This window comes from Roseateles sp. P5_B10, assembly GCF_056400485.1.
This window is the reverse complement of record NZ_JBFULE010000256.1, coordinates 1-6,666: the sequence shown is the minus strand read 5'-3', so window position 1 is coordinate 6,666 and position 6,666 is coordinate 1. Positions and strand designations below refer to the sequence as shown.

General features: G+C 67.8%; 8 protein-coding genes. 3 read left to right on the top strand and 5 right to left on the bottom strand.

Annotated elements, in window-relative coordinates:
* A partial coding sequence (locus AC1DU6_RS16090; RefSeq protein ID WP_477858280.1) for an HD domain-containing protein occupies positions 1 to 698 on the bottom strand: 698 nt, incomplete at its 3' end.
* Positions 695 to 1,576, bottom strand: a complete 882-nt coding sequence (locus tag AC1DU6_RS16085) for an alpha/beta fold hydrolase (protein ID WP_477858278.1) — start codon at positions 1,574 to 1,576, stop codon at positions 695 to 697. The genes AC1DU6_RS16085 and AC1DU6_RS16090, both read right to left, overlap by 4 nt.
* 44 nt (positions 1,577 to 1,620) lie before the next feature.
* On the opposite strand from AC1DU6_RS16085, the gene AC1DU6_RS16080 reads away from it, so the two are divergent.
* Positions 1,621 to 2,391, top strand: coding sequence for a 3-hydroxybutyrate dehydrogenase (locus AC1DU6_RS16080; protein ID WP_056197930.1), 771 nt, complete (start codon positions 1,621 to 1,623; stop codon positions 2,389 to 2,391).
* Here AC1DU6_RS16080 and AC1DU6_RS16075 read toward each other — a convergent pair whose 3' ends face one another.
* Positions 2,392 to 3,084 (bottom strand): SIMPL domain-containing protein, encoded by a 693-nt coding sequence (locus AC1DU6_RS16075; protein WP_457349832.1) that lies wholly within the window; start codon positions 3,082 to 3,084, stop codon positions 2,392 to 2,394.
* Between the two features lie 139 nt (positions 3,085 to 3,223).
* On the opposite strand from AC1DU6_RS16075, the gene ompR reads away from it, so the two are divergent.
* The gene (ompR, locus tag AC1DU6_RS16070) at positions 3,224 to 3,958 is read left to right on the top strand and encodes an osmolarity response regulator transcription factor OmpR (protein ID WP_056197934.1); all 735 of its coding nucleotides are present in this window, start codon (positions 3,224 to 3,226) and stop codon (positions 3,956 to 3,958) included.
* Positions 3,959 to 4,119: 161 nt separating this feature from the next.
* Positions 4,120 to 5,439: an ATP-binding protein gene (locus tag AC1DU6_RS16065; RefSeq protein WP_056197936.1), complete on the top strand. Its 1,320-nt coding sequence runs from the start codon at positions 4,120 to 4,122 to the stop codon at positions 5,437 to 5,439.
* A 10-nt stretch (positions 5,440 to 5,449) separates the two neighbouring features.
* Here AC1DU6_RS16065 and AC1DU6_RS16060 read toward each other — a convergent pair whose 3' ends face one another.
* Entirely contained in the window at positions 5,450 to 6,142 is a 693-nt protein-coding gene (locus tag AC1DU6_RS16060; protein WP_056197939.1) for a hypothetical protein, read from the bottom strand.
* A gap of 31 nt (positions 6,143 to 6,173) precedes the next feature.
* The gene (gene ispF / locus AC1DU6_RS16055) at positions 6,174 to 6,665 is read right to left on the bottom strand and encodes a 2-C-methyl-D-erythritol 2,4-cyclodiphosphate synthase (protein ID WP_477858275.1); all 492 of its coding nucleotides are present in this window, start codon (positions 6,663 to 6,665) and stop codon (positions 6,174 to 6,176) included.
* Position 6,666: the final 1 nt, after the last annotated feature.

Here is a 6,666-nt window from a genome sequence, read left to right as displayed (position 1 = left end):
TCAACACGCTGCTCGCGTTCGACGCGGGTCTCATGCAGGGCGCCGGCCAGGGCTTTGTAGGCCTGCGGCTGCAGGAAGCGGAATGCCAGGTCCTCCAGCTCCCACTTGATCTGCCAGATTCCCAGGCGATTGGCCAGCGGCGCGAACACCGCCTGGGACTCGGCCGCCAGGTCCTGCGGGCAAGGCTGCTTGCTGGCTGCGTACCAACGCAGCGTCTGCAGYCGTGAGGCCAGGCGCAACAGCACGACGCGCAGGTCGCGCGAGAAGGCCAGCAGCATCTTGCGCACGCGCTCGGTCTGTTCGGCGCGCAGGTCGTGCTTCCTGTCGGCCGGCAACTTGGCGTCGCGCGTGGTGCGCTGCAGCTGCACGAGGCGGCGCGTGTGCGTGACGAGGCTGGCATAGCTGTCGCCGAAGGCCTTGGCGACGACCTCCTCCGGCTTGCTGAGGAAGTCAGCCGCATAGACCAGATAGGCCGCGGCCTGCAGCTCCTGTGCGCTGCCCACGGCGCGCAGGATGGCCGCCACGCCGTCGGCGTGAGACAGCGCGTTCTCGCCGGTGTCCAGCAACTCGCCGGCCAGCAGCGGCTCGGCAACGGCGCGGGCACGAACGACCTCGGCATTGGAATGTTCGGCGCCCGCATCCAGCAGCGCGACGATGGGCGCCGTCGCGGCGCCCTCGGGCATCAAGCCGGTCTTCATGAACTGAGGAAATCCCTCACGACGGCAATCTGGTTGGCATGAATCAACGTGGGCGCATGGCCGATGCCGGGCAACTCGACCAGGCGAGCGCTCGGGCCGCGTTGCGTCATGGCGCGCGCCGTCTCGGCACTGAGCAGGTCGGACTCCGCGCCGCGGATCAAGAGCGTCGGGCAGCTCAGCTGGTCATAGGCCGCCCAGAGTGCAGCCTCGCCCGCGGCCACCAGCTCGGGCGTCACGGCCGTGAAGGACAGCGCGATGGCCGGGTCGTAATGCGATTTCCACTCGCCACCCTCCTGGCGGAACAGTGGCTCGGACAGGGCCAGCCATTCCTCGTCGGTGTGCGGGCCGAAGCCCTCGGAGATGCTGCGCAGATAGGCCGCGCCCTCTTCCAGCGATTTGAAACGCATCGCCTTGCCGAGATAGCTGCCGATGCGCTGCAGGGCCTCGATGCGGATGGCCGGGCCGACGTCATTGAGCACCAGGCGGCGGATCGGGCTCGCCAACCCGTCGGGCCGCGGCAACGAAGCCAGGCCCAGGCCGATCAAGCCGCCCATGGAGGTACCGACCCAGTCGACCTGCTCGACATCCAGCCGCGCCAGCAGCGCCACCATGTCGGAGACATAACTCGGAATCTGATAGCCAGCGGGCTGGCGCAACCAGTCGGAGCGGCCGCGGCCGACGACATCGGGGCAGATGACGCGATAGCGGTCGCTCACGGCGCGAGCCAGGGCGTCGAAGTCCCGCCCCTGCCGTGACAGGCCATGCACGCAGACCAGTACCGGTGCGTCGGCGCTCGGGCCGGCCCACTCCCAATAAGCCATCCGGTGCAGGCCGGTGCTGTCCAGGCAATTGACGAAGCGCAGTTGGGGCTGGGTCATGATGCAATCCTTTGAGTCATCCTAGCAACCAAGAAGGACCCTCCATGTTGAAAGGCAAGACCGCCCTCGTCACGGGCTCCACCAGCGGCATCGGCCTGGGCGTGGCCCTCGCGCTCGCGCGCCAGGGCGCCAACCTGATCCTGAACGGCTTCGGCGACGTAGAAGGCCCCAAGGCCGAGGTCGCGGCGCTGGGCGTCAAGGTGGGCTATCACGGCGCCGACATGAGCAAGCCGGCCGACATCGCGGCCATGGTGGCCTATGCCGACGCCGAGTTCGGCGGCATCGACATCCTCGTCAACAACGCCGGCATCCAGCATGTCGCGCCGGTGCAGGACTTCCCCGTAGAGAAGTGGGACGCCATCATCGCGATCAACCTCACCTCCGCCTTCCACACGACGCGCCTGGCGCTGCCCGGCATGCTGAAGAAGAACTGGGGCCGCATCATCAATATGGCCTCGGCCCACGGCCTGGTGGCGTCGGCGCAGAAATCGGCCTATGTGGCCGCCAAGCATGGCCTGGTCGGCTTCACCAAGAGCATCGCGCTGGAGACGGCGACATCGCCGGTGACCGTCAACGCCATCTGCCCCGGCTGGGTGCTGACGCCGCTGGTGCAGAAGCAGGTCGACGCGCTGGCCGCAAAGGACGGCGTCAGCAACGACGAGGCCAAGCGCCGCCTGCTGGCCGAGAAGCAGCCGTCGCTGCAGTTCACGACGCCAGACGAACTCGGCGCCCTGACCGTCTTCCTGTGCTCGGACGCCGCCATCAACGTGCGCGGCCAGGCCTGGGCCATGGACGGCGGCTGGACCGCAGTTTGATCATTTCGTCAGTTGCACTGAACCGCTGACATTCACCGTCACGGTCGCCTTGCCGGCTTCGGTCGGCAGCGCCATGTCGGCGGCTTCGGCCTTCATGCGCATCACGCCCATCATCGGGCGCGGTCCGGCTTCGTCACTGTTGATGCTGACCTCACCGACGACGTAGCTGCCGTAGCCGAACTGCCTGGCGTAGTCCGCCGCCCTGGCCCGGTAGCGCGCAATCGCCTGGGCCGTGATGTCGGCCTCCGCCTTCTCGCGAGCCTCGCGCGACAGGCTGTAGCCGACGCGGGCGATGCTCAGCGTGTTGATGCGCCCCGTCAGCTGAGCGATGGCTGCCGCATCCCGCCCCTCGACCAGCAACTCGGCGCTGCCCTGCCAGCCGCTGAGCTTGCCGGTCTTGGGGTCGTGGCGCGGGTAGAGCGAAAAACTGCCCGTCTGCACATCGACCTGACCTGGCTTGGCCACCTTGCGCGCTTCGGCCAGGGCGGCGTCCAGGGCCTGCTTCAACGCCGCTTGCACGCCCGCGGCGTCGGCACCTTCGCGCGTCGTCGAGAAGGCAATGCCCAGCACATCACGCGTCACCTCAGCGCTGGCGCTGGCCGACAGGCTCAGCCGCTCGCGCGGCGGCCCTTCCGTGGCTGCATGGGCAGACAGGGTCAGTGCAAGGCTTGAGAGGACGAGGACTGCGCGCATGAGGAAATCTCTTTGCAAGGAGGGAAAGCCCAGCTTAGCCGGGGTAGTTGGCAACGAGCTGTAACCTGTGCGTGATGTCCTACAAAGCAGGGTTTCAAAACCTGCTCACAATGCCGCTGTTACAAATTCAGGAAACGCGATGAACAGCAGCGCGACACCCCGTCCCAACCGTATCCTTGTCGTCGATGACGACGCCCGCATCCGCGATCTGCTCCGGCGCTATCTGACACAAGAAGGCTTCGAAGTACTGCTCGCCGAAGACAGCCGGGCGCTGAACAAACAGCTCACCCGAGAGACGGTGGACCTCATCGTGCTGGACCTGATGCTGCCCGGCGAAGACGGCCTGACCATCTGCCGCCGCCTGCGTGCCGCCAACGACCAGACGCCCATCATCATGCTGACGGCCAAGGTCGAGGACGTGGACCGCATCGTCGGCCTGGAAGTGGGYGCCGACGACTACCTGGCCAAGCCCTTCAACCCGCGCGAACTGCTGGCCCGCATCAACGCGGTGCTGCGTCGTCGCCCCCCGCCGGAGGCCCCGGGTGCGCCGAGCAAGGAGCCGATGACGGTGACCTTCGGGCCTTTCGAGTTCGACCTGGCCCTGCGCCGCCTGACCAAGAATGGCGAGCAACTGCCGCTGACAACCGGCGAGTTCTCGATGCTCAAGACCCTGGTGCGCCACCCGCGCCAGCCGCTGTCGCGCGACAAGCTGGCCCAGCTCGCCCGCGGCCGCGAGTTCGAGCCCTTTGACCGCAGCCTGGATGTGCAGATCTCGCGGCTGCGCAAGATGCTGGAGGCAGACCCGGCCCAGCCACGCTATATCCAGACCGTCTGGGGCGTGGGCTATGTGTTCGTGCCCGACGAAAACGCGTAGAACGTGAGCCCCTCGCCCATCCTTGACTCGCTGAACGCAGTCAAGCTTGGTCGGTCCCCCGAGGGGACGGCGATGCTTGCGGCATTGAGCCGCTCGCACATCGCCAGACGGGCCGGCTTGGGGCGGCCCGGCGCTCGGCCCAAACACAACTCGACTACGTGATGGCCCGTCCGCATCTCGCACTGAACCTCTTCTGGCGCACCTTCGCCTGGCTGGCCCTGCTGCTGGCCGGCGCCGTGCTGGCATGGCAATACACCTTCAAGCTGCTGGAGGCCCAGCCGCGCGCGCTGGAGTCGGCCGAGCAGTTGGCAGGCCTCGTCAAGCTCAGCCGCATCGCGCTGGAGCACACCGACCCCATCAACCGCGTCGCCGTCATCAGCTCGATGTCGCGCGGGGACACGGTGCAGGTGCGCGTGGCCGAGACCAGCGACCGCTGGTTGCCCTACGACACCAGCCCCTTCGCCAAGCAGCTCGCTTCGGAGCTGCGCAACACGCTCGGGCCCGATACCGTCGTCGCGCGCAACGTCAACGACGTATCGGGCCTGTGGGTGCGCTACGTCGTCGGCGAGGACGCCTTCTGGCTGCGTACCAGCGCAACGCCTCTGTCCATCTCGTTGGCCAGCAACTGGTGGTGGGTGGTCATTGCGCTGCTGGCCACCGTCGTCGGCTCGGCGCTGATCGCCCGCCTCATCAACCAGCCATTGCGCGAGCTGGCGGAAGCCGCCGGCCGCATCCGTGATGGTGAGTACGACTCGCGCCTGGACGAGAACACCATGACCAGCGAGATCCGCGAGGTCAACATGGGCTTCAACCGCATGGCGCGCGAACTGGCCAAGCTGGAGGAAGACCGTGCCGTCATGCTGGCCGGCATCTCGCATGACCTGCGCACGCCGCTGGCGCGGCTGCGGCTGGAAACCGAGATGAGCGTCAGTGACGAGCAGGCGCGTCACTTCATGGCCCAGGACATCGACCAGCTCGACGCCATCATCAGCAAGTTCATGGACTATGCGCGGCCCAACGAGACGCAGCTGCGCGAGACGCGGCTGACCGACGTCGTCGAGCGCGAGGTGCAGGGCTTCCGCGACCCCGACCAGATCCGCTTTCGAGTGCAGGTCAGCGAGGCCCTCAAGGTCTTCGTCGACGACACCGAGCTGGGCCGCGTGCTGCTCAACCTGTTCGAGAACGCGCGCCGCTACGGCCATGCGGAAGGCGAGCCGGCGCGCGTGGACGTGAGCGCCACGCGCCAGGGCTCCTGGGTGGAGCTGCGCGTGCGCGACCATGGCCCCGGCGTGCCGCCCGACCGCCTGCAGCGCCTCACCGTGCCCTTCTACCGCGGCGACGCCGCTCGCACCGCCGCCAGCGGTGCCGGTCTCGGTTTGGCCATCGTCGAGAAATCAGTGCAGCGCCTGGGCGGCACGCTGTCCATCAGCAATGCGCAGGGCGGCGGCCTCATCACGGTGCTCAAGCTGCAAGGGGCCTGAGCTGAGCCGCTCAGTGGGCCGAGGCAGCGCTCGCGGCGGGCGCCGGCACTGCCGCCTCGCCGAGCGACTGCGCCAGCTGCTTCTCCAGCCCTTTCTCGACCCCGATGACCACGTTCAGCGTCAGCCGGTAGGCATGCAGCGCCTTGATGAGATCCACCGGGTCGCCACGGCCGAATTCGGCATCGACCAGCGCATCCGTCAGCCGCGTGAACGAACCGATCGCGCTGAAGCTGGACTGGATGACCTGCTGCGAATCGCGCTGCGCGGTGTAGGCCTCGGACAAACGCCGCAGGTCGGCGTGCGGCAGGTGCACCAGGGCCTGGTCGGCCAACGCCGTGTCCCAGGCGTCGCGGCGCAGGCCCGGCGTGAACACGCTGATGTGCAGGCGCTCGCTAAGCAGGGTCTTGAGCGTCGCGGGCTTGGCCTGCCCCTGCTCGGCCAGCTTCTTCACCTCGCCGTAGAGGGCGTTCACGCCTTCCATCACGGTGCGGTTCTGCATGATCGTGGAGCGCACCTCGGTCAGATTGGCCTGCAGCTCTGAATCAACCTGTTCGATGGTCTGGCGCGCCAGCTTGCGGTGGTGCAGCGCCTCGAAGCCCGCCTCCAGCCCCAGGGCGGTCAGGATGCCCAGCACGATCATCACGTAGTGGACGCCGAGTTCCTTGAAATTGGTCGGGGCGTGGCCGGGAGGTTCGACGTGCATGTGCGCGGGCTTGGGAAGTTGGGGCGCGATGTTAGCCAACCCCGGAGGCCGCAAGAAGGCAGATCGCCCGCGCCTCGATCGCCCGCCCCTCGCCCACCGGCCCCATCTTCTCGGCCGTCTTGGCCTTCACATTGATCTGGCCGATGTCCACACCCAGCACCTCGGCCAGCCGCGCGCGCATGGCCGGAATGTGGGGCGCCATCTTGGGCGCCTGGGCGACGATGGTCGTGTCCAGGTTGACCAGGGCCCAGCCCGCCTCGCGCACGCGTCGGTAAGCCTCGGCCAGCAGCACCATCGAGTCGGCGCCCTTGAACTCGGCGGCCGTATCGGGGAAGAGCCCGCCGATGTCCCCAAGCGCCGCGGCGCCGAGCAGCGCGTCGGTGATGGCATGCGCCAGCGCGTCGGCATCCGAATGCCCGAGCAGGCCATGCGTGTGCGGGATGGTGATGCCGCCCAGGATCAGCGGGCGGCCGGTGACGAGTTGGTGCGTGTCCCAGCCTTCGCCAATGCGCAGGGAGCTCAAA